Here is a 23,954-nt window from a genome sequence, read left to right on the forward strand (position 1 = left end):
GAGTTACGGCGGTACATAGCGGCAGGGAAACGCCCGGACCCATCCCGAACCCGGAAGCTAAGCCTGCCAGCGCCGATGATACTACCCAACCCGGGTGGAAAAGTAGGACACCGCCGAACACAATTTAGAATCACCCCCCACAATTGCGTGGGGGGTGATTCTATATTCGCCACAATTCGACAAATCAATTGCTGAATTGTCGGGATTGGCAAACACGTGTAGAAAGGCATACGTGGTCCAGGACAGCCAGGGCGGCGGAGACCGGCGTCGTCCGCGACGTTCGGCGCCGCGCAGCTCGGGGCCCAACCGCGCTCGCCGCGCTCAACCCCAACCCAACGGTGAGGCGCCGCGACCCCAGGGCCCGCCGATCCCCGCCGAGATCGAGGCCAAGCAACTCTCGCCCGAAATACGGGGTGAGCTAACGACTTTGGATCGCTCGACCGCCGACGTCGTGGCCCGCCACCTGGTCGCAGCCGGCGAGCTTCTGGAGGACGATCCGCAAGCCGCGCTGGCGCATGCCCGTGCCGCGCGCGCCCGATCCGGGCGCATCGCGGCGGTTCGCGAAGCGGTCGGCATCGCCGCCTATCACTGCGGCGACTGGGCTCAGGCCCTAGCCGAACTGCGTGCGGCACGCCGAATGGGCAGCAAGTCGCCGCTGCTGCCGCTGATCGCCGACTGCGAACGCGGCGTCGGGCGCCCCGAGCGGGCCATCGAACTCGCGCGCAGCCCCGAAGCCGCCCAACTCACCGGCGATGACGCCGACGAACTGCGCATCGTCGTCGCCGGCGCGCGTTCCGATCTCGGCCAGCACGAGCAGGCCCTTGCGATGCTGTCGACCCCGAAGCTCGACCCGACCCGCACCGGACAGACCGCCGCGCGACTGTTCTATGTCTACGCCGAAACGCTGCTCGCGCTCGACCGCACCGACGACGCGCTGCAGTGGTTCATCCATGCCGCGGCCGCCGACATCGAAGGTGTCACCGACGCCGAAGAGCGCATCACGGAGCTCTCCTGACGGTGAGTACCCTTGCGCAAGAACATGATTGCTTACTGCTCGACCTCGACGGCACCGTCTTCCGCGGCCACGAAGCCACCCCGGGAGCCGTCGAGACTTTGGCGGTAGTCCGGTCGCGCATCCTGTTCGTCACGAACAACGCCTCGCGCGGACCGGCCGAAGTCGCCCAACACCTCAACGCGATGGGCTTCACCGCCAAACCTGACGACGTCGTCACCAGCGCCCAAAGCGCGGCGCGGCTGCTGCAGGAGCAGTTGCAGCCCGGCGCAGCGGTGTTGATCGTCGGCACCGATTCGCTTGCGGCCGAAGTCCGTAAGGCCGGGTTGAAGCCGGTGCGCAAGTGGGCGGACGGCCCCGTCGCCGTCGTCCAGGGGCATTCGCCGCAAACCGCATGGCCTGATCTCGCCGAGGCGGCGCTGGCCATCCGCGGCGGCGCACTGTGGGTCGCCGCCAACGTCGACAAGACCCTGCCGTCGGAACGCGGACTGCTGCCGGGAAACGGGGCGATGGTCGCCGCCCTGTGTACCGCCACCGACACCAAACCGCAGGTCGCCGGCAAGCCCGAGCCCACCCTGTTGATGGATGCGCTGGCGCGCGGCAAGTTTCGCACCCCGCTGGTCGTCGGTGATCGTCTCGACACCGACATCGCGGGTGCCAATGCGGCCGGCCTGCCCAGCCTGCACGTGCTGTGCGGCGTCAGCACGGCCGCCGACACCGTGCGCGCCAGCGTCGGGCAGCGGCCCAACTACATCGCCGAGGACCTCCGCTCGCTGTACGCCCGCGCGGACACCCTCCGCATCGGACCGCATCCCGCGTGGTACGTCGACGTGGGCCCGACGGCGGTGACGGTGCAGTCCACCGGACGCGACCCCGACGACGCGCTGTCCGTGGTCCGCGCGACCGCCAGCGCGGTGTGGAACGCCCAGCTCGACGGCAACCGCGTCGTGCTGATGGCCGGCGACGACATGGCGCGACAGGCCATGGACCGCTGGTCCCTGCTCAGCCCGCCAAATCGGCTAGCGTGAAGACCGACATGAGTACCGACCCCGACCAGATTCGCGCCCAGATCGCGGAACTACTGGCAGACGTGCCCGATCCGGCCCAGGAGGGCTCCGGTTTCGACCAGCTTGCCGATGCGGACATCGATGCCGTCGCAGCGCGGCTCGAAGAGGCTCACGACCTGCTCGTGCATGCGTTGGAATCCGTCGAGAAGGGCTAACCGCTCGTGACCCGGCGCGCTCGTGTTGACGCCGAGCTGGTGCGGCGCGGTCTGGCGCGCTCCCGGCAGCAGGCGGCCGAATTGATCGGCGCCGGGCGGGTCTCCATCGACGGCATGCCTGCGGCCAAACCGGCCACGGCGATCGCCATCACCGCGACGCTTCGTGTCGAGGGCGACGACGAACGTAGCTGGGTGTCCCGCGGCGCCCACAAGCTGATCGGTGCCCTGAACGCGTTCGCCCTGTCGGTCGACGACCGGCGCTGCCTCGACGCAGGCGCGTCCACGGGCGGGTTCACCGAAGTGCTGCTCGACCGCGGCGCCCGTGAAGTCGTCGCCGCTGACGTCGGCTACGGCCAGTTGGCTTGGTCGCTGCGCAACGATGCGCGCGTGCACGTGCTGGAACGCACCAACGTCCGCGACCTCACCCCCGAGGCGATCGGGGGACCGGTCGACCTGGTGGTTGCCGACCTGTCCTTCATTTCGCTGTCCACAGTGCTGCCGGCGCTGGCCGCCTGCGCGTCAGCCGAGGCGGATATCGTTCCTATGGTGAAGCCGCAGTTCGAGGTTGGTAAGGATCGGGTCGGTGCGGGCGGAGTGGTCTCCGACCCTGAACTGCGCGCCGAGGCGGTGCGCGCTGTCGCGGACAAGGCCGCCACGCTCAACTGGCATACCGTCGGTGTCACCGCCAGTCCGCTGCCAGGCCCCTCCGGCAACGTCGAATATTTCCTGCACCTGCGGGCCAGTGCCGATGCTCCGCTGCGGGACGAAAAGCTAGCGCAGGCGATTCACCGGGCCGTCGCGGAGGGCCCGCAATGACGTGTGAACGCAACATTTTGCTGGTCGTCCACACCGGCCGTGAAGAGGCCACCGAGGTCGCTCGCCGAGTCGAGAAGGTGTTGGGGGACAACGGCATTGGACTCCGGGTGCTTTCCGCGGAAGCGGTCGACCGTGGCCCGTTGCGGCTGGCACCCGACGATATGCGGGCACTCGGCATCGAGATCGAGGTGGTCGACGCCGACGAGCGCGCGGCCGAGGGTTGCGAACTGGTTCTCGTTCTCGGCGGTGACGGCACCTTCCTGCGGGCCGCCGAATTGGCGCGCAACGTCGAAATACCGGTGCTGGGTGTCAATCTCGGCCGCATCGGTTTCCTCGCCGAGGCGGAAGCCGACCACATCGACACGGTGCTCGAGCACGTCATCACCCGGGATTACCGCGTCGAGGAGCGGATGACGCTCGACGTCGTGGTCCGCGTCGACGGCAAGATCGCCGATCGCAACTGGGCGCTCAACGAGGCCAGCCTCGAAAAGGGGCCCCGGCTGGGTGTTTTGGGTGTCGTTTTGGAGGTCGACGGCAGGCCGGTGTCGTCGTTCGGCTGCGACGGCGTGCTGGTGTCGACACCGACCGGGTCCACCGCGTACGCGTTCTCCGCCGGCGGGCCCATCGTGTGGCCCGACCTGGAGGCAATTCTGGTGGTGCCCAACAACGCTCACGCATTGTTCGCGCGGCCGCTGGTCACCAGCCCCGACGCCGCGATCGCCATCGAAATCGAGGCGTCCGGCCACGATGCATATGTGTTCTGCGACGGCCGCCGCGAGATGATCATCCCCGCCGGTGGCCGGTTGGAGGTGACGCGGTGCGGCACCCCGTTGAAGTGGGTGCGGTTGGACAGCGCGCCGTTCACCGACCGCCTGGTGCGCAAGTTCCGGTTGCCGGTCAAAGGGTGGCGCGGACAGTAGTGTTATCCGAAATCCGTATCGAATCGCTCGGTGCCATCAGCGCCGCGACGGCCGAGTTCGATCGCGGGTTCACCGTGCTGACCGGAGAGACGGGTACCGGCAAGACGATGGTGGTCACCGGCCTGCACCTGCTCGGCGGCGCGCGCGCCGACGCGTCCAGGGTGCGGTCCGGGGCGAGCCGCGCGGTGGTCGAAGGTCGGTTCACCACAACAGAATTGGGCGACGGGGTGGCCGGCAGGGTGGACGACATCCTGGAGTCCTCCGGAGCCGACCGCGACGACGACGGTAGCGTCATCGCCGCCAGGTCCGTCAGCCGCGACGGTCCGTCACGGGCCTATCTGGGTGGGCGCAGCGTGCCCGCGAAATCGCTCAGCACATTCACCAACGAACTCCTCGCACTGCACGGGCAGAACGACCAACTGCGGTTGATGCGGCCAGAAGAACAGCGCGCCGCACTTGACCGGTCCGTCGACGTCGAGTCGCAGTTGAAGCGCTACCGAAGGGTGCGTGAGGACTGGCTGGCCGCTCGTCGCGACCTCGCCGACCGCAAGCAACGCGCACGCGAGTTGGCTCAGGAAGCGGACCGACTCAAGTTCGGGCTCAACGAAATCGACAGCGTCGCACCCGAACCCGGCGAAGACCAGGCGCTCGTCGACGACATCAGACGATTGTCAGAACTGGATGCGCTGCGCGAGGCTGCGCAGTCAGCCCGCGCCGCACTCTCCGGTTCCGACGACGATCCGTCGGACGCATCGGCCGCCAACAGCGTCGCGCACGCGAAGTCGGCTCTCGACGCCACCGACGACGCGACGTTGCGCGCGCTGGCCGAACAACTCACCGGCGCGTTGGCCGTGCTGATCGACGTGTCGACCGAACTCGGCGACTATCTCGCCGGACTTCCCAGCGACGCAAGCACTCTCGAGACCAAACTGGCCCGACAGGGTGAGCTGCGCACCCTGACCCGCAAGTACGCCGCCGACATCGACGGTGTGTTGCGGTGGGCGGCCGAATCGCGGGAACGCCTTGGGCTCCTCGACGTCTCGGAGGAGGCGCTGGCAGAACTCGAGCGTCGTGTCGGCGAGCTCGAAGCCAAAGTGGTCAGCGCTGCAACAGAACTCACCAAGGCGCGGACCAAAGCCGCCAAGAACCTCGCCAAAGCAGTGACCGCCGAGCTGGCCGGCCTGGCGATGGCCGACGCCGAGTTCACCGTGTCGGTCGCCGCGCTTCCCGCCCGAGCCGACGATTCCGCGCCGCTGACGCTGCCGACCGGAGTCACCGTGCACGCCGGCCACGACGGTGTCGACGCCGTCGAATTCGGCTTCGCCGCGCACCGCGGCACCGACGTGCTACCGCTGAGCAAGAGCGCATCCGGCGGTGAACTGTCGCGGGTCATGCTGGCTCTGGAAGTGGTGCTGGCGGCGTCGGTCGAAGGCACGACCATGGTCTTCGACGAGGTCGACGCCGGTGTCGGCGGCCGCGCGGCGGTGCAGATCGGACGCAGGCTGGCCCGCTTGGCCCGCACCCACCAGGTCATCGTCGTCACGCACCTGCCCCAGGTCGCCGCCTACGCCGATGTTCACCTGGTCGTCGACAGCGGCGGCGGGCGCAACAAAGCCAGCGGGGTGCGCCGCCTCGACGACGACGACCGGGTCGCGGAACTCGCGCGCATGTTGGCCGGGCTGGGGGAGTCCGACAGTGGCCGCGCGCCCGCCCGTGAGCTACTGGACGCCGCGCAGCAGGACCGGAAGAACTGGGCGCCGAGCACGGTGTCCACCAAGCGGGTGATGAAGTCCGCGTCCGGCGGGTCGGCAGTCATCAACCGCCGGTAGAACATCGCGCCGGCCAGCGCAACCGAGGCCGCCTCGGGGTCGACGCGCGACGGGAAAGTACCGGCCTCGACCCCCGCCGCGATCGTGTCGGTCAACCGCTGCCGTCGTCGTGCCGAATAGCCATGCAGGAAGTCGCGAACGGTGGGTGCTGTCTCGGCGGCGTGCACCAGGGCAGGTACGCACGCCGACAGCGGAGAATCACCCAGCGCTTCGGCCAGGTGCTGCAGGATCAGTTCGACGCCGGCGCGGGCGTCGCCGTCGGGAAGATCGCGGGCCGGGTCGGGTTGCACGTTGAGGGTCTCGAGGGCGTCGGCGATCAACGCCGCCTTGTTCGGCCAGTGTCGATACACCGTGCTGCGCCCGACGCCCGCGATGGCCGCCACCGACTCCATCCGAAATCCGCTGTAGCCCTGTATCGCGAATTCCTCGAGGGCGCCGCGCAGGATCGCCCGGCGGGACTCCTCGATACGCGGATCTGACCGCTGCACGTTATGGGACACTTCTGTATCATAACTTCTAGGAGGTGCAATGATGAGCACATTCAGCGTTCGCTACATCGTCGACGACGTCGACGCCGCGGCGGACTTCTACACCCGTCACTTCCATTTCGAGGTGGTCATGAAACCGGGCCCGGGGTTTGCGATGCTGCGCAACGGCGACCTGCGCCTGCTGCTGAACGCCCCCGGCGGCGGCGGTGGGGCGGGCCAGACCCTGTCCGACGGTTCGACGCCCACGCCGGGTGGATGGAACCGCTTCCAAGCCCAAGTCGACGATCTGGACAGCGCGGTGGCCGAACTCAAGGAGGCCGGCGTCGAATTCCGTGGCGACCCAATCACCGGCGGGGGCGGCAGGCAGGCCCTCGCGGTCGATCCGTCGGGCAATCTGGTCGAGTTGTTCGAGGCATATCAGGGCTGAAACGACACTGTTGCAATTGTGACAAAAGGTGCGTCTGGGGCTGGTGTTACGGCGCGCCTCCGACCGATTTCCGCAGTTCCTCGACAGAATCGGCGCCATGAAGATGTCAGCGCTGCTTTCCCGATCTGCCAACTCCCGGCCGGGTATCACCGGCACCGCCCGAGTTGACCGCGACATCGATCGGCTGCTGCGACGAGTCACGCCCGGTGACATCGTCGTCATCGACGCCTTGGATCTCGACCGGATCACCGCCGATGCGCTCGTCGAGGCCAACGTCGCCGCGGTCATCAACGCGTCGCCGTCCATTTCGGGCCGCTACCCGAACCTCGGGCCCGAGGTGCTCGTCGCCAATGGCGTCACACTGATCGACGAGACCGGCCCGGAGGTGTTCAAAAAGGTCAAGGACGGCGCCCGCGTGCGACTGCACGACGGCGGTGTGTACTCCGGCGATCGGCAACTGATTGCCGGCACCGAGCGCACCGACCACGAGATCCACGAGTTGATGCACGAGGCCAAGAGCGGACTGGTCGCACACCTCGAGGCGTTCGCGGGCAACACGATCGAATTCATCCGCAGCGAGAGCCCCCTGCTGATCGACGGCATCGGCATCCCCGACATCGATGTCGACGTCAACCGCAGGCATGTGGTGATCGTCGCCGAAGACCTCAGCGCGGCCGGTGACCTCAAGGCGCTCAAACCGTTCATCAAGGAGTACCAACCGGTCCTCGTCGGCGTCGGTGTCGGTGCCGACGTGCTGCGTAAGGCCGGCTACCGACCGCAACTCATCGTCGGTGACCCCGACAAGATCAGCGCGGAGACGCTGCGCTGCGGCGCTCAGGTGGTGCTGCCTGCCGACGCCGACGGTCACGCCGCGGGCCTGGAGCGAATCCAGGATCTGGGTGTCGGTGCGATGACGTTCCCCGCCGCAGGTTCGGCCGCCGACCTGGCACTGCTGTTGTGCGACCATCACGGCGCATCGCTGATCGTCACCGCGGGTCATTCCGCCAGCATCGAGGAGTTCTTCGACCGGTCACGCCAGCAGAGCAACCCGTCGACGTTCCTGACCCGGCTGAAGGTCGGCGAAAAGCTGGTGGACGCCAAAGCCGTTGCCACGTTGTACCGCAGCCGGGTGTCCGGTGGGGCGATTGCACTGCTTGTGCTCGCGATGCTGATCGCGGTGATTGCGGCGCTGTGGGTGTCGCGTGCCGATGCCGCGGTGCTGGACTGGATCGCCGACTACTGGAACCGGTTCTCGCTCTGGGTCCAGGGCTTGGTCGCCTAGGAATTCCTATGATTTCACTTCGCACGCATGCGATTTCGCTCGCGGCCGTGTTCCTCGCGCTGGCCGTCGGGGTGGCGCTCGGGTCGGGCCTACTGTCGAACACGTTGCTGTCGGGCCTGCGTGACGACAAACATCAGCTGCAGAACCAGATCAACTCGCTCACCGACGACAAGAATGCGCTGAACGAAAAGCTGAGCGCCGCAGGCGAGTTCGACGCGCAGATGTCACCGCGGATTCTGCATGACGTGCTGCAGGCCAAGTCGGTGATGGTGTTCCGCACCCCCGACGCCACCGACGACGACGTCGACGCGCTGACCAGAATGGTCGGACAGGCGGGCGGCACGGTCAGCGGAACCATCGCGTTGACGCAGGAATTCGTCGACGCGAACTCCGCCGAGAAGCTGCTGTCGGTGGTGAACTCGCCGATCGTGCCCGCCGGCACGCAGCTGAGCACCAAATCGGTGGACCAAGGGTCGCAGGCAGGCGACCTGTTGGGGATCGCCCTGCTGATCAACAAGGACCCGAAGGCTCCGGTGGTCGACGACACTCAGCGCGACACCGTGCTGACGGCGCTGCGCGACACGGGCTTCATCACATACGGCGCCCAGCGCATCGCACCGGCCAACACCGCGCTGATCGTCACCGGCGGGGGACTGGGCGACGGCGCAGGCAATCAGGGGCCCACGGTCGCGCGCCTCGCCGCCGGGCTCGCTCCGCACGGCTCCGGCACCGTGATCGCGGGACGGGACGGCTCTGCGTCCGGCACCGCCGCGGTCGCCGTGACGAGGTCGGACACCGGGCTGAAGGGCGCGGTCTCCACCGTCGACGACGTGAACGCCGAATCGGGCCGGATCACCACCGTGCTCGCGTTGGGCGACCTGATCAACGGTGGGCGGCCCGGGCAGTACGGCCTCGGCCAGGGCGCTTCATCGGTAACGCTGCCGCAATAGGCCCCCGCAAGCGGGAGGTGCCCCCAGCCCGCGTGTCAGCACCGGCTTGTCGGCGTCGGTGTTAGGGTGGGGTTCCGTGGGTCGGCAGGCCCCAGCTAGTTCAGCGATCCCCTGCCCGTCGTCACGGAGGTTGCTCTTGCCAGCATTACGCAAGCACCCGCAAACCGCCACCAAGCACCTCTTCGTAACGGGCGGCGTGGTCTCCTCACTCGGTAAAGGTCTGACGGCGTCCAGCCTCGGCCAGTTGCTGACCGCGCGGGGCTTGCAGGTCACCATGCAGAAGCTCGACCCCTACCTCAACGTCGACCCCGGCACCATGAACCCGTTCCAGCACGGCGAGGTGTTCGTCACCGAGGACGGCGCCGAAACCGACCTCGACGTCGGCCACTACGAGCGCTTCTTGGACCGCAACCTGTCCGGCTCGGCCAATGTCACCACGGGACAGGTGTATTCGTCGGTGATCGCCAAGGAGCGCCGCGGCGAATACCTCGGCGACACCGTCCAGGTCATCCCGCACATCACCGATGAGATCAAAAGTCGCATCCTGGCGATGGCCGCACCGGACGCCGACGGCCACCGACCCGACGTGGTGATCACCGAGATCGGCGGCACCGTCGGTGACATCGAATCGCTGCCCTTCCTCGAAGCGGCGCGGCAGGTGCGCCATGAGGTCGGCCGGGAGAACTGCTTCTTCCTGCACTGCTCGCTGGTGCCCTACATGGCGCCGTCCGGCGAGTTGAAGACCAAACCGACGCAACACTCCGTCGCCGCGCTCCGCAGCATCGGTATCACCCCCGATGCGCTGATCCTGCGCTGCGACCGCGACGTGCCCGAACCGCTGAAAAACAAAATTGCGCTGATGTGCGACGTCGACATCGACGGCGTGATCTCCACTCCGGACGCACCGTCGATCTACGACATCCCCAAGGTGCTGCACCGCGAGGAACTGGACGCCTACGTGGTGCGCCGGCTGAACCTGCCGTTCCGCGACGTCGACTGGACGCAGTGGAACGACCTGCTGCAGCGGGTGCACGAACCGCACGAGACCGTGCGAATCGCGTTGGTGGGCAAATATATTGACCTCTCCGACGCCTACCTGTCGGTGGCCGAGGCACTGCGCGCCGGCGGCTTCGCACACCGCGCGAAGGTGGAGATGCGTTGGGTCGCCTCCGACGACTGCGAAACCGACGCCGGTGCAGCCGCCGCGCTGAGCGATGTGCACGGTGTGCTGATCCCCGGCGGCTTCGGTATCCGCGGCATCGAGGGCAAGATCGGTGCCATTTCGCACGCCCGTAAGCGGGGACTGCCGGTGCTTGGGCTGTGCCTTGGCCTGCAGTGCATCGTGATCGAGGCTGCCCGTTCGGTCGGCCTGACCGCGGCCAACTCCGCCGAGTTCGACCCGAAGACACCGGATCCGGTCATCTCCACGATGGCCGATCAACGTGACGCGGTGGCAGGCGAAGCCGATCTCGGCGGCACCATGCGACTGGGCGCTTATCCGGCCGTGCTGGAGGCCGGATCGATTGTGGCGCAAGCCTATCAGGCCACCGAAGTGTCCGAGCGACACCGCCATCGTTACGAGGTGAACAACGAATACCGTGACCGCATCGCTGAAAGCGGGCTGAAATTCTCCGGCACCTCGCCCGACGGTCACCTGGTGGAGTTCGTCGAGTACGCCGCTGACGTGCATCCCTTCATCGTCGGCACCCAGGCGCACCCGGAACTCAAGAGCAGGCCCACCCGCCCGCATCCGCTGTTCGTCGCGTTCATCGGCGCGTCGCTCAACTACAAAGCCGAGGAACGATTGCCGGGCATGGACATCCCCGAGCAGCGTGCGAACGGCATCGATCACCACGAGAACGGTTCGCAACTGCTCCAAGAGCACGCAGCCCGTGGCTGATCACGAGTTCGAGACGGTCAACAGCGAAACCATCTATGTCGGAAAGATTTTCGCGTTGCGCACCGACGACGTGCGGATGCCGCACGGCAACATCGCCAAGCGCGAGGTCATAGAGCACTACGGTGCGGTGGCGGTGCTGGCGCTCGACGCCGCCGACAACGTCGTGATGGTCTACCAGTACCGGCATCCCGTCGGCCGCCGACTCTGGGAACTGCCTGCCGGACTGCTCGATCTCGGTGGTGAACCGCCGCACCTCTCCGCCGCGCGTGAACTCAGGGAAGAGGCCGGACTGGAGGCAACCGACTGGCGGGTGCTGGTCGACCTCGTCACGGCGCCGGGCTTCAGCGATGAATGCGTGCGGGTGTACCTCGCCACCGGCATCACCGACGTCGGCCGTCCCGCGGCCCACGACGAGGAGGCCGACCTCCAGGTGAAGTGGTTTCCCCTCGAGCAGGCCAGGCGGATGGTGCTCGACGGCGAAATCGTCAATTCCATTGCCATAGCGGGCATTCTGGCCGCCCACGATGTCGAGGACCCGGCCGCGCTTCGCCCCGTCGACGCGCCGTGGCCCGACAGGTCGAAGGCGTTCGCGGCGCGACAGGCCGACAAATGACGGCGTTCCGCTGCGCTCTGGACGACCAGTTGCAGGGCTACCTCGACCACCTCACCATCGAACGCGGCGTCGCGGCCAACACCCTGAGTTCGTATCGCCGCGATCTGCGCCGGTACTCGGAGCACCTGACCGAGCGGGGCATAGACGATCTGGCCAAGGTCACCGAGGCCGACGTCAGCGACTTCCTGGTGTCGCTGCGCCGCGGCGACCCCGACACGAAAACCGCTCCGCTGTCGGCGGTTTCGGCGGCGCGTGCGGTGGTTGCCGTACGGGGTCTGCACCGTTTCGCAGCCTCTGAGGGACTGACCGAGGTCGACGTGGCACGCGAGGTGAAGCCGCCGACCCCGAGTCGGCGGCTGCCCAAGAGTCTGACCATCGACGAAGTGCTGGCCCTGCTCGACGCCGCCGGAGGTGACAGCGAGGCCGACGGTCCGTTGACGTTGCGCAACCGGGCCCTGCTGGAGCTGCTGTACTCCACGGGCGCCCGCATCTCGGAGGCAGTCGGCCTCGACATCGACGACATCGACACCCAAGCCCGCTCGGCGTTGCTGCGCGGCAAGGGCGGCAAGCAGCGACTGGTCCCCGTCGGCAGGCCCGCCGTAAGCGCCCTTGACGCCTACCTGGTCCGGGGGCGCCCGGACCTGGCGCGCCGCGGTCGCGGGACACCCGCCATCTTCCTCAACGCCCGCGGCGGGCGGTTGTCGCGGCAGAGCGCATGGCAGGTGCTGCAGGACGCCGCCGAACGGGCGGGAGTCAAGGCCACGGTGTCACCGCACGTGCTCCGCCACTCGTTCGCAACGCATCTGCTCGACGGTGGCGCCGACGTCCGGGTGGTGCAGGAGTTGCTCGGGCACGCCTCGGTGACCACGACGCAGATCTACACTATGGTCACCGTGAACGCGCTGCGCGAAGTCTGGGCCGGCGCCCACCCGCGGGCCCGCTGAACAAAATCGCGGCCGCGATCGTTTGGACCGGGTGTGAGCGAACCAGATGTCGCGATCGTCGGGGCTGGACCGGCTGGAGTTGCGGTCGCGCTGAGTCTGCGTGACCGGGGAGTCCGTCCGCTGCTGATCGAGCGGGCTGACCAGGTCGCCGGCGCGTGGCGCAAGCGATACGACCGTTTGAAGCTCAACACCGGCAGACCCTTCTCCCATTTGCCCAATCGGCGATATCCGAAGGGCACCCCGATGTTTCCCAGTCGAGACGACGTCGTCGCGCACCTGGACCGGCACGCCCGCGAAGAAGGCATCGATCTGCGGCTGGGGACGAATGTCCAGCGCGTCGAGCGACGCGACCGCGGATGGCGCCTGCAGACCTCGACCGGCCACGACATCGATGCGCGCCAAGTCGTCGTCGCCATCGGATTCCACCACACGCCCGACCTCCCGCGATTGCCTGGCGCGTTCGCGAACGTGATCCACTCCTCGGAGTACCGCAACCCGGCGCAATACCGGGGCAAGAAGGTCGTCGTCGTGGGCGCCGGCTCGTCGGCCATGGAGATCGCCCATGACCTCGCCACCGGCGGCGTCGCCAAAGCCTGGCTGGCCGTGCGCACACCGCCGCACGTCATGCTGCGGTCGCTGCCCGGCGGCTTCTCCGGTGACCCGATCCTGCGGCCGCTCTATCGCCTTCCGGTTCGTATCTCGGACCCGATCGCGGCGGGTGTGCAGCGAAGGGCCGTCGGCGACCTCACCGAGTTCGGCTTGCCGACACCCACCGAGGGGGTGTTCACCCGGGCCAAGTACCGCGGGCGGGTGCCCGCGCTGGTCGACATGGAGGTCATCGACGCGATCAAGGCAGGCTCGATCGAAGTGGTCGCGGCGGTCGAGCGTTTCGACAGTGGGCAGGTGCTCCTGACCGACGGGTCGCGGTTGGACGCGGATGCCGTCATCCTCGCGACCGGGTACAAGGTTGGCCTCGAACCGGTGGTCGGTCATCTCGGTGTGCTCGACGCGAACGGCAAACCGCTGGCGTTTGGACCACAACCCGCCGCGGCGGGGCTGCGGTTCGTCGGCTTCGACCTCCGGCCGTCGTTCATCGGGCACCTGGCCCGCCAGTCCAAGCGGGTAGCGAAGCGCATCGCCCGTGAGCTGTCAGTCGACTAGGTACTCCGACTCCAGAACGAGGTCCGGAATCAGCGACTGGTACTCGCCGTGTGTCTTGTGCTCGACGGTGTCGAACAGCTTGCCCTGCTGCTGGCTCATGAACTCGCGGTACTTCGGCGAACCGGGAATCAGGATGTTGTCGGCGACCACGATCGACCCGCGGTGCAGCCAGCCCCGGTCGAGGATGCTCTGCAGGTCGGGCAGGTAGGCGGCCTTGTCGTGGTCGATGAACAGCAGGTCCAGTTTCCCCTTGGCGAACCCGTGTTCTCCTGCCAACCTGTCGAGGGTGGCGCCGCCGTCGCCGATCGTGCCCACCACACAGGTGACCCGGTCGGCAACGCCGGCGTGAGTCCAGATCCGTTGCGCCACGGTGGCATTCGCTGCTGACAGCTCGACGGAGAACACCTTGGCCGACGGCGCCGCACGCGCGATCCGCAGCGAACCGTAGCCGCAGTAGGTGCCCAACTCCAGCGCCAGGCCGGAGTTGGCGCGGCGGACCGCGGCGTCGAGCAGCGCGCCCTTCTCGTCGCCGACGTTGATCAGGAACGACTCCTCATAGGCGAACTGGTCGACCTTGGCGATCACGTCGTCGATGTCGCCCTTGCGTGCGTTGGCGACCACATAGTCGGCCGCGGCGGCTTCGCGTCCGTCGCCGATCTGGCCGGTCTTGGTGATGTTGCGGGCTCCCACCGCCAGGCGCCAGAACGACCAGCGCAGGAACGGTACGCGCTGCTTGAGGCTCATGTCGCCAGCCTATTCGGGCGGGCCGGTTGATTGGGTCCGACGTTGCCCGCGGGTCTGCCAGTCCAGGCAGTCGCCTGCCGTTAAACTTGCCCGGATGTTCGGAATGCCTTCTGCGTGCCTGACCAGCGGCGGTCGGGTATGACCGACGAAGGAGGAGGCTCCGAGCTGGGCCTGACCGGCCGGCCGCCACGAAGCATTCCCGAGCCCAAGCCGAAGAACGTGCACGGCCCCGCGAAGGTCATCGCGATGTGCAACCAGAAGGGCGGCGTCGGGAAGACCACGTCGACCATCAATCTGGGAGCCAGCCTCGCCGAATACGGGCGGCGGGTGCTGCTGGTGGACCTCGACCCGCAGGGCGCGCTGTCGGCGGGCCTTGGCGTGCCGCACTACGAACTCGAGCACACCGTGCACAACCTGCTGGTCGAACCGCGGGTGTCGATCGACAACGTGGTGATCCACACCCGGGTGCCTGGCATGGACCTGGTGCCGAGCAACATCGACCTGTCGGCCGCCGAAATCCAGTTGGTCAACGAGGTCGGCCGCGAACAGTCGCTGGCCCGCGCGCTGTATCCGGTGCTGGATCGCTACGACTACGTGCTGATCGACTGCCAGCCGTCGCTGGGCCTGCTCACCGTCAACGGGCTGGCGTGCAGCGACGGCGTGATCATCCCGACCGAATGCGAGTACTTCTCGCTGCGCGGCCTCGCGCTGCTGACGGACACGGTCGACAAGGTGCACGACCGGCTCAACCCGAAGCTGTCCATCAGCGGCATCCTGATCACCCGTTACGACCCTCGCACCGTCAACTCCCGCGAAGTGATGGCCCGCGTGCTGGAGCGGTTCGGCGATCTGGTGTTCGACACCGTCATCACCCGCACGGTCCGGTTCCCCGAAACCAGCGTCGCGGGCGAGCCGATCACCACCTGGGCGCCGAAATCCGGTGGGGCCGAGGCATATCGGTCGTTGGCGCGCGAGGTCATCGACCGGTTCGGCGCGTGAACGACGTTCAATCGACACCGGAGGAGCAGACCCAGCAGAGCGGTTTCCAGGTCCGGCTGAGCAATTTCGAGGGCCCGTTCGATCTGCTGTTGCAGCTGATCTTCGCGCACCGCCTCGACGTCACCGAGGTGGCGCTGCATCAGGTCACCGACGACTTCATCGCCTACACCAAGGCGATCGGTCCGCAGCTGGAGCTGGAGGAGACCACGGCGTTCCTGGTGGTCGCGGCCACCCTGCTGGACCTCAAGGCGGCGCGGCTGCTGCCCGCCGGTGAGGTGCACGACGAGGACGACCTGGCGCTGCTGGAGGTCCGCGACCTGCTGTTCGCGCGGCTGCTGCAGTACCGCGCGTTCAAACACGTCGCGGAGATGTTCGCCGAACTGGAGGCCGCCGCCCTGCGCAGCTACCCGCGGGCGGTGGCATTGGAGAAGCGCTACGAGGAGCTGCTGCCCGAGGTGATGCTGGGCGTCGACGCCGAGAGCTTTGCGCAGATCGCCGCGGCGGCGTTCACGCCGCGACCGGTGCCGACCGTGGGCACCGAACACCTGCACGAGGTCGTGGTGTCGGTGCCGGAGCAGGTGAGCAATCTGATGAACCTGCTGGAGAGCCGCGGCATCGGGCAGTGGGCGTCGTTTTCCGAGCTGGTGGCCGACTGTGGTGCGCCGATCGAGATCGTGGGCCGGTTCCTGGCGCTGCTCGAGCTCTACCGGGCGCGGGCGGTAGCATTCGAGCAACCAGAACCGCTTGGTGTGCTCCAGATTTCGTGGACCGGCGAACGGCCCACCAACGAACACCTGGCTGCGGAAGTAGACCAATATGACTGACGATTTGCCGACCGAAGCTGCCGTGGACGTGCCCACCGATCTGGACCTGGGCATCGACGTCGCGACCGCACCCGAGCTGGAGGATTCCGAGCTGGGCGCGGCGCTGGAGGCGCTGCTGTTGGTGGTCGACACCCCGGTGACGGTCGATCAGTTGGCCGCCGCGACCGATCAGCCGGCGTATCGGGTCGCCGCGAAGCTTCAGTTGATGGCCGAGGAACTGACGGCCAGGGACAGCGGTATCGACCTGCGCGAAGCCGGCGGTGGCTGGCGGATGTACACCAGGGCGCGATTCGCTCCCTACGTCGAACGGCTGCTGCTCGACGGTGCCAGGACCAAGCTGACCCGTGCGGCGTTGGAGACGTTGGCGGTGGTGGCCTACCGCCAACCCGTGACCCGTGCGCGGGTGAGCGCGGTGCGCGGCGTCAACGTCGACGCGGTGATGCGCACGCTGCTGGCGCGCGGACTGATCACCGAGGCGGGTGTCGACCCGGATACCGGCGCGACGACCTTTGCGACCACCGAGCTGTTCCTGGAGCGGCTGGGATTGACGTCGTTGGCCGACCTGCCGGACATCGCGCCGCTGTTGCCGGACGTCGACGTCATCGACGATCTCAGCGAATCTCTCAGCGAAGAGCCACGTTTCATGAAACTCAACGGTGGGGTGCCCGCAGGTGGCGACGCCACGCCGTTCGACGTGGATCAGGAGTGAGATGGCCGCCTCCGAAGGAGTGCGTCTGCAGAAGGTGTTGTCGCAGGCGGGAATTGCGTCGCGCCGCGTCGCCGAGAAGATGATCCTGGACGGCAGGGTCGAGGTCGACGACAGGATCGTGACCGAACTCGGCACCAGGGTCGATCCGGACGTCTCGGTGATCCGCGTCGACGGGGCCCGCGTCACGGTCGACGACACGCTGGTGCACCTGGCGATCAACAAACCGCGCGGGATGCATTCGACGATGAGCGACGACCGGGGCCGCCCGTGCATCGGCGATCTGGTCGAGCACCGGGTACGCGGCAACAAGAAGCTGTTTCACGTCGGCCGACTCGACGCCGACACCGAGGGACTGATGCTGTTGACCAACGACGGCGAGTTGGCGCACCGGTTGATGCATCCGTCGTTCGAGGTGCCCAAGACGTACGTGGCGACGGTCGACGGGGCGGTGCGTCGGGGTCTGGGCAACAAGTTGCGCGAAGGCATCGAACTGGAGGACGGCATCGCCCGGGTCGACGATTTCGCGTTGGTGGACAAGGTGCCCGGCAAGACGCTGGTGCGAGTGACGTTGCACGAGGGGCGCAAGCGGATCGTGCGAAGGATGCTGGCGGCGGTCGGTCATCCGGTGCTGGAATTGGTGCGCACCGACATCGGCTCGGTGGCTTTGGGCGATCAGCGGCCGGGCAGCATCCGGGTGCTGAGCCGCAAGGAGGTAGGGGAGTTGTACAAGGCGGTGGGCCTGTGAGCTCCTCACTGGTGATCGCGGTCGACGGGCCTGCGGGAACCGGAAAGTCTTCGGTTTCAAGGGGTTTGGCCCGTTCGCTGGATGCCCGCTACCTGGATACCGGTGCGATGTACCGGATCGTGACGCTCGCGGTGCTGCGGGCCGGGGTGGACCTGCAGAACGTCGACGCCATCGGCGCGACGGCGGCCACCGTCGACCTGTCCGTCGGCTACGACCCGGACGAGGACCGCTCTTACCTTGCGGGAGAAGATGTTTCAGCCGAGATCCGCGGCGACGAGGTGACCAAGGCGGTGTCCGCGGTGTCGGCGGTGCCTGCGGTGCGGGCCCGCCTGGTGGACCTGCAGCGGGAACTGGCGGCGGGTCAGGGCAGCGTCGTGGTCGAGGGGCGTGACATCGGCACGGTGGTGCTTCCCGACGCCGACATCAAGATCTTCCTCACCGCCTCGGCGGAGGAACGCGCACGGCGGCGCAACGACCAGAACGTCACCGCCGGTCTGCCGGACGACTACGAGGCGGTGCTGGCGGACGTCAAACGCCGCGATCATCTGGACTCGACGCGGCCAGTGTCGCCGTTGCGGGCCGCCGACGATGCGGTCGTCGTCGACACCAGTGACATGAATGAGTCTGAAGTGGTGGCTCATCTGCTGGACCTGGTCAACCAGCACGCCGGGGCGTCGCGATGAGCGACGGCACGTGGAGCGACGAAACCGATTGGGAACTGGGCGCAGAAGAGGTCGCCGAGGCGATCGAGGAGGCCGCGGCGCCGCCGCCGGTGGTCGCTGTCGTCGGTCGCCCGAACGTCGGCAAGTCGACACTGGTGAACCGCATCCTGGGCCGCCGCGAGGCCGTCGTGCAGGACGTGCCGGGGGTGACCCGCGACCGGGTGTCCTACGACGCGCTGTGGAGCGGCAGGCGGTTCGTCGTACAGGACACCGGCGGCTGGGAACCGGACGCCAAGGGCCTGCAGCAGTTGGTGGCCGAGCAGGCTTCGGTGGCGATGCGCACCGCGGACGCGATCGTCTTCGTCGTCGATTCGACGGTCGGGGCGACGACGGCCGACGAGGCCGCGGCGCGGCTGCTGCAACGCTCTGGCAAACCAGTCTTCTTGGCAGCCAACAAGGTTGACACCGAACGCGGTGAGGCCGACGCGGCGGAGTTGTGGTCGCTCGGGCTCGGCGAGCCGCATCCGGTCAGCGCGATGCACGGCCGCGGAGTCGCCGATCTGCTGGACAAGGTGACCGAATCGCTGCCCGCCGTCTCGGAAATGGCGTCGGGCGGGGGAGGGCCGCGCCGAGTCGCGTTGATCGGCAAGCCGAATGTCGGCAAGAGTTCACTGTTGAACAGGCTGGCCGGCGACCAACGGTCGGTGGTGCACGACGTGGCGGGCACGACGGTCGACCCGGTCGACTCGCTGATCGAAATGGACGGCAAACTCTGGCGTTTCGTCGACACCGCGGGATTGCGGCGCAAGGTCGGTCAGGCCAGCGGCCACGAGTTCTACGCGTCGGTGCGCACCCACGGCGCCATCGACGCCGCCGAGGTCGCGATCGTGTTGATCGACGCGTCGCAGCCGCTGACCGAACAGGACCAGCGGGTGCTGTCGATGGTGATCGAGGCGGGCCGCGCGCTGGTGCTGGCGTTCAACAAGTGGGACCTGGTCGACGAGGACCGGCGATATCTGCTGGACCGCGAGATCGACTTGCAGCTGGCGCAACTGCAGTGGGCGCCGCGGGTCAACATCTCGGCCAAGACGGGCCGCGCGGTGCAGAAGCTCGTGCCCGCGCTGGAGACGTCGCTGGCGTCGTGGGACACCCGGGTGCCGACCGGGCGGCTGAACACCTTCTTCAAGGAGGTGGTGGCGGCCACCCCGCCGCCGGTCCGCGGCGGCAAGCAACCGCGGATTTTGTTCGCCACACAGGCCACTGCGCGGCCACCCACGTTTGTGTTGTTCACCACAGGTTTTCTCGAGGCCGGCTATCGGCGCTTCCTTGAGCGGCGGTTACGCGAGACATTCGGGTTCGAGGGCAGCCCGATCCGGATCAACGTGCGGGTGCGGGAAAAGAGAGGCGCAAAGTCTCGATAGGGTTGGGCAAATGCCCATCTCGCACATGATCCTGATCGCCCTGGCGGGCGTCGGGGCGGGAGCGATCAACGCGATCGTCGGTTCGGGCACGTTGATCACCTTTCCGACCCTGGTGGCGCTCGGCTACCCGCCGGTGACCGCGACGATGTCGAATGCGGTCGGCCTGGTGGCCGGTGGCGTATCGGGCACCTGGGGCTATCGCCGCGAACTCCGCGGGCAATGGCACCGACTGCGCTGGCAGATCCCGGCGTCGTTGATCGGCGCGTTGTTGGGTTCGTGGCTGCTGCTGCACCTGCCGGAGTCGGTGTTCGAGCGTGTGGTGCCGGTCTTGTTGGTGCTCGCCCTGGGCTTGGTGGTCGTCGGGCCGAAGATCCAGGAGTGGGCACGCCGACGCGCCGAGGCATCCGGTCAGTCGCCGGAACACGTGAGCGCACGGCGGATGACGGCCCTGGTGTTCGGCACGTTCGCCATCGGGATCTACGGCGGATACTTCACGGCGGCGCAGGGCATCATGCTGATCGCGGCGATGAGTGCGCTTCTGCCCGAGGACATGCAGCGGATGAACGCCGCAAAGAACCTGCTGTCGCTGTTGGTGAACATCGTGGCCGCGGTGGCGTACACCGTCGTCGCCTTCGGCCGAATCAGTTGGCTGGCAGCGGGTTTGATCGCGGTGGGCTCACTACTCGGCGGGTTCCTCGGTGCGCATTACGGGCGACGGCTGTCGCCTGCGGCGCTGCGCACCGCGATCGTGATGGTCGGCGCGATCGGCCTGTATCGCCTGGTCAGTATTTAGTACTTGCGCCGCGAGGCCTCTTGTTCCAGGACCGCTTCCAGGTCGGCCAGTCGTTCCATCGATGACACGGCGCGCTGCGTGCGGTTGTTGCGGGCAAGCCGGCCGCGGTGGCGGTGCACGAACGCCCAGTAACCCGCGGTGAACGGGCAGGCGTCGTCGCCGAGGCGTTTCTTCGGGTCGAATGCGCAATCGCCGCAGTGGTCGCTCATCTTGTTGATGTATGCGCCGCCGGCGGCGTACGGCTTGGTGGCGAGTTTGCCGCCGTCGGCGTGTTGGCTCATGCCGATGACGTTGGTGGGCATCACCCACCGGAAGCCGTCGACGTAGGCGGTGGCGAACCACTCGGCGAGGTCGTCCGGCCGGTAGCCGCGCTGCAGCGCGTGGTTGCCCAGCACCATCAGCCGCTGAATGTGGTGGGTCCAGCCACGGTCACGAACGCCGGTCAGGGCGTGTCGAAGGCACTCGGCGGTGACGGCGTCGGCGTCGAGTTCGGTCCACCATTGCGGCAGCTTCGTTCGCGCCTGCAGTTCGTTGCTGCGCAGGTAGTCCCGACCAAAGTGCCAGTACAGATGCCACATGTATTCGCGCCAGCCGAGGATCTGGCGGATGAAACCTTCGACCGCGGCGAGCGGCGCCTTGTGCTGGCGGTAGGCGTGCTCGGCGGCGTGGACGGCGTCGAGGGGATGCAGCACACCCAAGTTCAGTGGTACGGACAGCAGTGAGTGCGACATCGCCCAGTCCTGCCCCATGATGGCGTCCTCGTATTGGCCGAAGTGGGGCAGGCGATGGTCGATGAACCGGGTCAGCGCTCGGCGCGCCTCGGCGGGGGTGACGGCGAACAGGCGTGGGCCGTCCACGCCGACGGTGTCGAGGTCCATGCGGTCGAGGTCGTGACGAACCTGTTCGTCGATGTCGTCCTCACGCGGTCGATAGGATCCCGGAACGCCAAGTGTGGCTTGCTTTTTCGGCGGTGGCTCGCGGTTCTCGGTGTCCTAGTTCCATCGTCCGCCGACGGGATCGTCGCCGGCCATCAACACGTCGAAGCGGCGGCGTTGGTCGCGGTAGAAATCCTCCATCCGGAAGCGGGAGCGGGTGCCTGCCCAGGCGGCGAACTCGGCGCGCGGCAGCGCGAACGTGGGGGTCGGCAGAATGTCGGCGACGAGCCCTTGTCGCTTCAGGCGGTGCACGAACCTCTCGGCGGCGTGGGAGGTGGGCTCATGCACCAGGACTGGTCGGCCGTAGCGTTCGAGGGCGTCGGTGTAACCGTCAGACGTGATCAGCGTGGCCCGGTCGCCGAGGTCGCGGGCGGCGTGCCGCAGCGCGGACAGCACGACGTGCAGTTTCTGGCGGTGGTAGCGGCGCCGCCGCAGGGCCGAGGCCGCCTCGATCAGCAGAATCTCGCGGTCGGCATGTTCGCCGCCGTGGACCGCCGGGCCGAGTTGATCGGCGAACAGCCACAACGGGGTGGTATCGCCACTGCTCACAACATGCAGGTACCCACTCGTGGCGGTTGGGATTGTGACGTCGTGCTGCGGTAGGCTTTCGACCTGCCGCCGGCGATCCTGGCGGCACCGCGGGCTGTGGCGCAGTTTGGTAGCGCACTTGACTGGGGGTCAAGTGGTCGCAGGTTCAAATCCTGTCAGCCCGACGCAAAAGCAAAGGCCAGGACCGGCTTCAGCCGGCCTGGCCATTTGCGTTGCGGAGGGCGGACATGATGCTGGGAGCCGAAGCGCCCGCCGAGGGACGAGGCGGTCGCGCCGGCGGTTCCTGTCAGCCCGACTTAGAGAACAGTCTTTGACTTGCGATGATGTTGTATTCGGCCGTGACGGTTCCGTGAGGTGCAAACCGACCTGGGACCACACGCGGTGCCGGCGTCGGGTTCGATGGGGAGCTTCTGTCAAGCTAATGATCACTTCTCCTTGAGCAGCACATCATTCGGCGGAAGGGTTACTCCCGCCAACGTTCGCCGAGCGCTTTCGCCGCCGTGGACACCTTCATGACCAGACGACGCTCGCGGTTTTTGACGGGAACGAAATGGTAGTGCTCGTAGAAGGATTGGGCCTCGTCGTCTATGGCGTCAACGACGATGAGCCGGCCGCCGCCGATTTCCGATGCGGCGACTGCTTTGCCTAGTGCGTCGAGCAGCAGCTGCTCGCCATATCCACGACCGCGCAGCGACGTGTCGATCGCCAGGCGGGCAATCAAGTATCCGGGAATGCGGGAATAGCCGCCGGCCATGGATCCCGAGACGCCGTCGTCATTGCGTACTACTTCGGTGGGGCAGATGGCGAAATAGGCGATGACCTTCTGTTCGCCGAGCGGCGTCCACACGTAGACGTGCGCGACTCCGCTGCTGTCGGCACGACGGGCATGGGCGATGAGCCAGGAATTCAGCGACTCCTTACCGCAGTCGAATCCTTCTAGCGTGTGAGCGTCAGCGAGTCGCGTGGACTCGAACATTGATCACCGCCGTGTAAAAGCCGCTGGTTTGCGTGCGGCTGCTGCCAGCCGCGGCGCGTCGTCGGCAGCATCGAGCGAGGACATCAGTTTGTCGAATTGTTCGGGTTCCATTGCCGTTACCAGTTCCTGGCGCAGGACGTCTTCGGCCCGTTGCATAGCAGCTTTTCGCACGAACTCCGATGTTTGCTCGTGGACGAGGTTGGCGGCGTGCTGAATGCGGTCTAAGGTCGCTTGCTCCGCGCGAAGCTCGATGCGCTTCGTCTTGGCTGCCATAGCGACACCTCCTTATTAGTTCTTCCGTGCATCTCTGTCAGCCTTTGTCGAACTCCAGTGTACGGTGAATGTACGTACAGTCTTAGGGGGATTTCGGTCGACAACGGAGGACCAGTCTGGGACCACACGTCATGCACGCTGCTGCACGACCTGCGCGTCCCTAAACGTCGCGCATCGCACAAAGACTACGAAAATCACCGACGACCTGGGGAGACGTTCTACCGCTACTTCCTGGGGGTCAAGTGGTCGCAGGTTCAAATCCTGTCAGCCCGACGCAAAAGCAAAGGCCAGGACCGGCTTCAGCCGGCCTGGCCATTTGCGTTGCGGAGGGCGGACATGATGCTGGAAGCCGAAGCGCCCGCCGAGGGACGAGGCGGTCGCGCCGGCGGTTCCTGTCAGCCCGACGCAAAGTCAGAGGACGTTTTGATGCTTGACAGGCGTCATGTTTCACGTTTGACCCCAATGAGATTTTGCCGAGGTCGATGATCCGTTTGCTGGAGGACTGTCGGGTGGGTCGGCGACGGCCTAACCTGCACAAGGCGACCGCCTGCCACAAAAGCCATGGGAGCGACGCGGCCATCAGGAGGTAGTGGCTGGCGCGGGCCAGCCGTGAGGAATGGAATGTGGGGGAATGGAATCCCTGATTTTGGTGTGGGGTGGTTTGCGCGGTCGCAGGGGGCTGTCAGCAATTCAAAGAATCGCGGGTGGGGCGTCGGCATCGCCTGCGGAGGCCTCCTGAGGTTATCGGGCTAATCGTGGT

The 23,954-nt window shown here is 67.1% G+C and carries 23 protein-coding genes, 1 tRNA gene, 1 rRNA gene and 2 pseudogenes; 22 read left to right on the forward strand and 5 right to left on the reverse strand.

All coding sequences use genetic code 11. The features are described 5' to 3' along the window. Positions 1 to 4 precede the first annotated feature (4 nt). The 7 genes from rrf to recN all read left to right on the forward strand — a co-directional run bounded on the left by rrf (position 5) and on the right by recN (position 5,799). Positions 5 to 119: ribosomal RNA gene (gene rrf / locus C1A30_RS02065) — 5S ribosomal RNA — on the forward strand. A gap of 113 nt (positions 120 to 232) precedes the next feature. After that, positions 233 to 1,015, forward strand: a complete 783-nt coding sequence (locus C1A30_RS02070; protein ID WP_101946643.1) for a tetratricopeptide repeat protein — start codon at positions 233 to 235, stop codon at positions 1,013 to 1,015. A gap of 2 nt (positions 1,016 to 1,017) precedes the next feature. Then, on the forward strand, positions 1,018 to 2,040 hold the full coding sequence (locus C1A30_RS02075) for an HAD-IIA family hydrolase (RefSeq protein ID WP_101946644.1): 1,023 nt from the start codon (positions 1,018 to 1,020) through the stop codon (positions 2,038 to 2,040). 8 nt (positions 2,041 to 2,048) lie between these two features. Beyond that, a complete protein-coding gene (locus tag C1A30_RS02080) occupies positions 2,049 to 2,234 on the forward strand; it encodes a hypothetical protein (protein WP_067801296.1) in 186 nt (61 codons plus the stop codon). 6 nt (positions 2,235 to 2,240) lie between these two features. Then, on the forward strand, positions 2,241 to 3,050 hold the full coding sequence (locus C1A30_RS02085) for a TlyA family RNA methyltransferase (protein WP_101946645.1): 810 nt from the start codon (positions 2,241 to 2,243) through the stop codon (positions 3,048 to 3,050). Next, the gene (locus C1A30_RS02090; protein ID WP_101946646.1) at positions 3,047 to 3,970 is read left to right on the forward strand and encodes an NAD kinase; all 924 of its coding nucleotides are present in this window, start codon (positions 3,047 to 3,049) and stop codon (positions 3,968 to 3,970) included. Before C1A30_RS02085 ends, C1A30_RS02090 begins: the two co-directional genes overlap by 4 nt. Next, positions 3,970 to 5,799, forward strand: a complete 1,830-nt coding sequence (gene recN, locus C1A30_RS02095) for a DNA repair protein RecN (protein WP_235009618.1) — start codon at positions 3,970 to 3,972, stop codon at positions 5,797 to 5,799. Before C1A30_RS02090 ends, recN begins: the two co-directional genes overlap by 1 nt. On the opposite strand, the pseudogene C1A30_RS02100 reads toward recN, so the two are convergent. Next, positions 5,793 to 6,338, reverse strand: a pseudogene (locus C1A30_RS02100) (TetR/AcrR family transcriptional regulator); the annotation flags it as partial. The gene recN and the pseudogene C1A30_RS02100 sit on opposite strands and share 7 nt — an antisense overlap. Between C1A30_RS02100 and C1A30_RS02105 the strand changes: the two are divergent. From C1A30_RS02105 to C1A30_RS02135, 7 genes are all read left to right on the forward strand, one after another. Beyond that, positions 6,331 to 6,714, forward strand: coding sequence for a VOC family protein (locus C1A30_RS02105; RefSeq protein ID WP_101947573.1), 384 nt, complete (start codon positions 6,331 to 6,333; stop codon positions 6,712 to 6,714). The pseudogene C1A30_RS02100 and the gene C1A30_RS02105 overlap by 8 nt on opposite strands. A 97-nt stretch (positions 6,715 to 6,811) precedes the next feature. Next, the gene (gene steA / locus C1A30_RS02110; RefSeq protein WP_101947574.1) at positions 6,812 to 7,996 is read left to right on the forward strand and encodes a putative cytokinetic ring protein SteA; all 1,185 of its coding nucleotides are present in this window, start codon (positions 6,812 to 6,814) and stop codon (positions 7,994 to 7,996) included. An 8-nt stretch (positions 7,997 to 8,004) separates the two neighbouring features. Next, entirely contained in the window at positions 8,005 to 8,946 is a 942-nt protein-coding gene (locus C1A30_RS02115; RefSeq protein ID WP_101946647.1) for a copper transporter, read from the forward strand. Between the two features lie 136 nt (positions 8,947 to 9,082). Continuing rightward, on the forward strand, positions 9,083 to 10,846 hold the full coding sequence (locus tag C1A30_RS02120; RefSeq protein ID WP_101946648.1) for a CTP synthase: 1,764 nt from the start codon (positions 9,083 to 9,085) through the stop codon (positions 10,844 to 10,846). Continuing rightward, the gene (locus C1A30_RS02125) at positions 10,839 to 11,459 is read left to right on the forward strand and encodes an NUDIX hydrolase (protein ID WP_101946649.1); all 621 of its coding nucleotides are present in this window, start codon (positions 10,839 to 10,841) and stop codon (positions 11,457 to 11,459) included. The genes C1A30_RS02120 and C1A30_RS02125 overlap by 8 nt, the downstream gene beginning before the upstream one ends. Then, complete coding sequence (xerD, locus tag C1A30_RS02130; protein WP_101946650.1) at positions 11,456 to 12,403, forward strand: site-specific tyrosine recombinase XerD; 948 nt, start codon at positions 11,456 to 11,458, stop codon at positions 12,401 to 12,403. Before C1A30_RS02125 ends, xerD begins: the two co-directional genes overlap by 4 nt. Positions 12,404 to 12,436: 33 nt before the next feature. Beyond that, positions 12,437 to 13,564, forward strand: coding sequence for an NAD(P)/FAD-dependent oxidoreductase (locus C1A30_RS02135; protein ID WP_101946651.1), 1,128 nt, complete (start codon positions 12,437 to 12,439; stop codon positions 13,562 to 13,564). Here C1A30_RS02135 and C1A30_RS02140 read toward each other — a convergent pair. After that, positions 13,553 to 14,308 carry an O-methyltransferase gene (locus tag C1A30_RS02140; RefSeq protein ID WP_101946652.1) on the reverse strand — a complete coding sequence of 252 codons (756 nt, stop codon included), beginning with the start codon at positions 14,306 to 14,308 and terminating at the stop codon, positions 13,553 to 13,555. The genes C1A30_RS02135 and C1A30_RS02140 overlap by 12 nt on opposite strands. A gap of 138 nt (positions 14,309 to 14,446) precedes the next feature. Between C1A30_RS02140 and C1A30_RS02145 the strand changes: the two genes are divergently transcribed. From C1A30_RS02145 to C1A30_RS02175, 7 genes are read left to right on the forward strand one after another with little or no spacing between them, the layout of a single operon-like run. Continuing rightward, entirely contained in the window at positions 14,447 to 15,307 is an 861-nt protein-coding gene (locus tag C1A30_RS02145; RefSeq protein ID WP_101946653.1) for a ParA family protein, read from the forward strand. Continuing rightward, positions 15,304 to 16,131 carry a segregation/condensation protein A gene (locus C1A30_RS02150; RefSeq protein ID WP_101946654.1) on the forward strand — a complete coding sequence of 276 codons (828 nt, stop codon included), beginning with the start codon at positions 15,304 to 15,306 and terminating at the stop codon, positions 16,129 to 16,131. Before C1A30_RS02145 ends, C1A30_RS02150 begins: the two co-directional genes overlap by 4 nt. Then, the gene (gene scpB, locus C1A30_RS02155; protein ID WP_101946655.1) at positions 16,124 to 16,840 is read left to right on the forward strand and encodes an SMC-Scp complex subunit ScpB; all 717 of its coding nucleotides are present in this window, start codon (positions 16,124 to 16,126) and stop codon (positions 16,838 to 16,840) included. The genes C1A30_RS02150 and scpB overlap by 8 nt, the downstream gene beginning before the upstream one ends. 1 nt (position 16,841) lies before the next feature. Next, positions 16,842 to 17,585, forward strand: a complete 744-nt coding sequence (locus tag C1A30_RS02160; protein ID WP_101946656.1) for a pseudouridine synthase — start codon at positions 16,842 to 16,844, stop codon at positions 17,583 to 17,585. After that, a complete protein-coding gene (gene cmk, locus C1A30_RS02165; protein ID WP_101946657.1) occupies positions 17,582 to 18,268 on the forward strand; it encodes a (d)CMP kinase in 687 nt (228 codons plus the stop codon). The genes C1A30_RS02160 and cmk overlap by 4 nt, the downstream gene beginning before the upstream one ends. Beyond that, the gene (der, locus tag C1A30_RS02170; protein ID WP_101946658.1) at positions 18,265 to 19,668 is read left to right on the forward strand and encodes a ribosome biogenesis GTPase Der; all 1,404 of its coding nucleotides are present in this window, start codon (positions 18,265 to 18,267) and stop codon (positions 19,666 to 19,668) included. The genes cmk and der overlap by 4 nt, the downstream gene beginning before the upstream one ends. Positions 19,669 to 19,678: 10 nt before the next feature. Further along, a complete protein-coding gene (locus tag C1A30_RS02175) occupies positions 19,679 to 20,461 on the forward strand; it encodes a sulfite exporter TauE/SafE family protein (protein WP_101946659.1) in 783 nt (260 codons plus the stop codon). Here the strand turns inward: C1A30_RS02175 and C1A30_RS02180 are convergent. Then, a pseudogene (locus C1A30_RS02180) lies at positions 20,458 to 21,945 on the reverse strand (cryptochrome/photolyase family protein). The gene C1A30_RS02175 and the pseudogene C1A30_RS02180 sit on opposite strands and share 4 nt — an antisense overlap. Before the next feature lie 90 nt (positions 21,946 to 22,035). On the opposite strand from C1A30_RS02180, the gene C1A30_RS02185 reads away from it, so the two are divergent. Beyond that, a tRNA-Pro gene (locus C1A30_RS02185) sits at positions 22,036 to 22,109 on the forward strand. A gap of 299 nt (positions 22,110 to 22,408) precedes the next feature. On the opposite strand, the gene C1A30_RS02190 is transcribed toward C1A30_RS02185, so the two are convergent. Then, positions 22,409 to 22,921 (reverse strand): GNAT family N-acetyltransferase, encoded by a 513-nt coding sequence (locus C1A30_RS02190; RefSeq protein WP_101946660.1) that lies wholly within the window; start codon positions 22,919 to 22,921, stop codon positions 22,409 to 22,411. 3 nt (positions 22,922 to 22,924) lie between these two features. Beyond that, positions 22,925 to 23,194: a DUF1778 domain-containing protein gene (locus C1A30_RS02195; RefSeq protein ID WP_101946661.1), complete on the reverse strand. Its 270-nt coding sequence runs from the start codon at positions 23,192 to 23,194 to the stop codon at positions 22,925 to 22,927. Between the last annotated feature and the right edge of the window lie 760 nt (positions 23,195 to 23,954).

The organism is Mycobacterium sp. 3519A (assembly GCF_900240945.1).
Classification (GTDB): domain Bacteria; phylum Actinomycetota; class Actinomycetes; order Mycobacteriales; family Mycobacteriaceae; genus Mycobacterium.

What these genes read in the sequence shown, in the direction of transcription:
- C1A30_RS02090 (WP_101946646.1), top strand. Translation starts at nt 3,047, where the DNA reads ATGACGTGTGAACGCAACATTTTGCTGGTCGTCCACACCGGCCGTGAA.
- der (WP_101946658.1), top strand. Translation starts at nt 18,265, where the DNA reads ATGAGCGACGGCACGTGGAGCGACGAAACCGATTGGGAACTGGGCGCA.
- C1A30_RS02115 (WP_101946647.1), top strand. Translation starts at nt 8,005, where the DNA reads ATGATTTCACTTCGCACGCATGCGATTTCGCTCGCGGCCGTGTTCCTC.
- C1A30_RS02105 (WP_101947573.1), top strand. Translation starts at nt 6,331, where the DNA reads ATGAGCACATTCAGCGTTCGCTACATCGTCGACGACGTCGACGCCGCG.
- C1A30_RS02080 (WP_067801296.1), top strand. Translation starts at nt 2,049, where the DNA reads ATGAGTACCGACCCCGACCAGATTCGCGCCCAGATCGCGGAACTACTG.
- C1A30_RS02175 (WP_101946659.1), top strand. Translation starts at nt 19,679, where the DNA reads ATGCCCATCTCGCACATGATCCTGATCGCCCTGGCGGGCGTCGGGGCG.
- C1A30_RS02190 (WP_101946660.1), bottom strand. Translation starts at nt 22,921, where the DNA reads ATGTTCGAGTCCACGCGACTCGCTGACGCTCACACGCTAGAAGGATTC.
- C1A30_RS02140 (WP_101946652.1), bottom strand. Translation starts at nt 14,308, where the DNA reads ATGAGCCTCAAGCAGCGCGTACCGTTCCTGCGCTGGTCGTTCTGGCGC.
- xerD (WP_101946650.1), top strand. Translation starts at nt 11,456, where the DNA reads ATGACGGCGTTCCGCTGCGCTCTGGACGACCAGTTGCAGGGCTACCTC.
- scpB (WP_101946655.1), top strand. Translation starts at nt 16,124, where the DNA reads ATGACTGACGATTTGCCGACCGAAGCTGCCGTGGACGTGCCCACCGAT.
- C1A30_RS02160 (WP_101946656.1), top strand. Translation starts at nt 16,842, where the DNA reads ATGGCCGCCTCCGAAGGAGTGCGTCTGCAGAAGGTGTTGTCGCAGGCG.
- C1A30_RS02145 (WP_101946653.1), top strand. Translation starts at nt 14,447, where the DNA reads ATGACCGACGAAGGAGGAGGCTCCGAGCTGGGCCTGACCGGCCGGCCG.
- steA (WP_101947574.1), top strand. Translation starts at nt 6,812, where the DNA reads ATGAAGATGTCAGCGCTGCTTTCCCGATCTGCCAACTCCCGGCCGGGT.
- C1A30_RS02195 (WP_101946661.1), bottom strand. Translation starts at nt 23,194, where the DNA reads ATGGCAGCCAAGACGAAGCGCATCGAGCTTCGCGCGGAGCAAGCGACC.